Annotated in this window: 1 protein-coding gene and 1 pseudogene; both read right to left on the bottom strand. The window is 62.7% G+C overall.

Annotated elements, in window-relative coordinates:
* Positions 1-591 (bottom strand): VCBS domain-containing protein (locus tag EN745_RS34620; RefSeq protein ID WP_210213788.1); only part of this gene is annotated, 591 nt, incomplete at its 3' end.
* Between the two features lie 684 nt (positions 592-1,275).
* A pseudogene (locus EN745_RS34615) lies at positions 1,276-1,572 on the bottom strand (IclR family transcriptional regulator); the annotation flags it as partial.

Raw genomic sequence — 1,572 nt, 5'->3', positions numbered from 1 at the left:
GTCGGAGACATCGGCGTCGTTCACCGTCAGCGTGCCGCTCGCCGTCAGCGGCGCACTGGTCTCGGTCAGCGAGGCGGCGTCTTTGTCCGTCGTCACCAGATGGATGTCCGGCTTGTCGTTGGTGCCGGTGAACTGGATGGTGGCCGTGGCCCAGCTCAGCGTGCCGTTGCCGAGCTGGATGGCGTAGGTCACCTTGTCGACAAGGATCTGCCCGGCGGCAAGCGACTGCAACAGTCCGTCGATACTGGCCGTGCTGTAATGGATCGTGCCGTCACTGGCTATCCAGATCCTGGCGCCCAGGAGGCTGGTGTCGGTGGTCCCGGCGGCTCCCGCGCTGTCGTCGGAGCTTGAGTATGTAATGTCCTTGGTCAGCAGGTCCGCCGGCGCATAGGTCTTCGTCGCTATCGACGCACTGACGGTGTCGTCGATGGAGTAGAGCGTTTTGGCCGCCCCGCCCAGGTCGTTCGCTAGAACATTCAGAATCAGGACGCTACCGGCATCTTCCGAAGAAAAGAAGATGTCGTCCTTCGCCTGCGGTGTGTTGGAAAAAGACGTCGTGGTGCCGCCGGCACCGGTGACCTGAGTAGCCATTTTTCACCCCTGTTGTTTAACGACAGACGCCCCACCGCCTGTCGACCCCATTGAAAGACCAGCCGCTTCTTGACTGAAATGTTGCACGCCCGGCACGCAGATTCCGGCACATGTCGATTGTGTCAGCGCACCCGAAGGCCTCGATGCCGACGCCCAGCGATGGCCAGCACAACGTGTGGCCAGTCACGGGCGGGCTGTGGCTCAAATGGTGATGGCTGCGGCGGTACTGGCCGCCGTGCTGTGTTTCCCCTAGCCCCTTTAGCGTCGCTTAACCCGTTGTTGCCGGTCGGGGGCCATTTTATTCGACGCTTATATTAGGGTATTATTAACCCTGTCAGCGAGGAGGCGTCAACATCCTGCTTGGCATAACAGTTAATATTAGGGCCGCTACTGATATTCGGCGCATGGCCGCAGGACCAGTCGCGCGGCTATCGACGCATCCCGGAACATAGGCCGCGCGCCGGCAGAGACCCGTGGTTAAACTCCGTCTTGCCGCTCATTTCCTCGTGCAGCCAAGAGGGCAGGGACCGATGGCCCGGCGGCGTTGCCTGGCAGCGGACGCGTTTCACAAAGCAGCCCGGCGCATCGGAATCCGGAGCCTCCGCCTTTCAGGCCGAGCATCCTGCGCGTTTCGGCCGGCGTCGCGATCTCGTGGTCGAACTTGGCGAGGCCAGTCGGCAAAATCTAGCTTCCCGCCAGCGACAGGCCGCCGGCGCGTTCGCGCAGCAAGGCCAGCAATTCGCTTCGTCGCGCTTGCGGCGTGTCGACGGGCAGGACGAAGCACAGCGTCTTGTTGATGGCGCCATGGCCGTCGCGGATCGGGGCGGCCATGCACCAGGTGAAGCGGTCGGCGAGCGCCGATGTCTCGCTGAAGCCCTGCTGGCGCGCCAGTTCGACATCGGCGAAGAATTCGCCGGGTGCGATGATGCGGCCGTCGGGAAGCTTGTAGTCGTCAGCCGGGATGAAAGCTCCAAGCTCTTC

The sequence above is a fragment of the Mesorhizobium sp. M4A.F.Ca.ET.022.05.2.1 genome (assembly GCF_003998845.1).
Taxonomy (GTDB): domain Bacteria; phylum Pseudomonadota; class Alphaproteobacteria; order Rhizobiales; family Rhizobiaceae; genus Mesorhizobium.
Note: the sequence above shows the minus strand (reverse complement) of the source record. Positions and strands in the feature narration are given on the sequence as shown.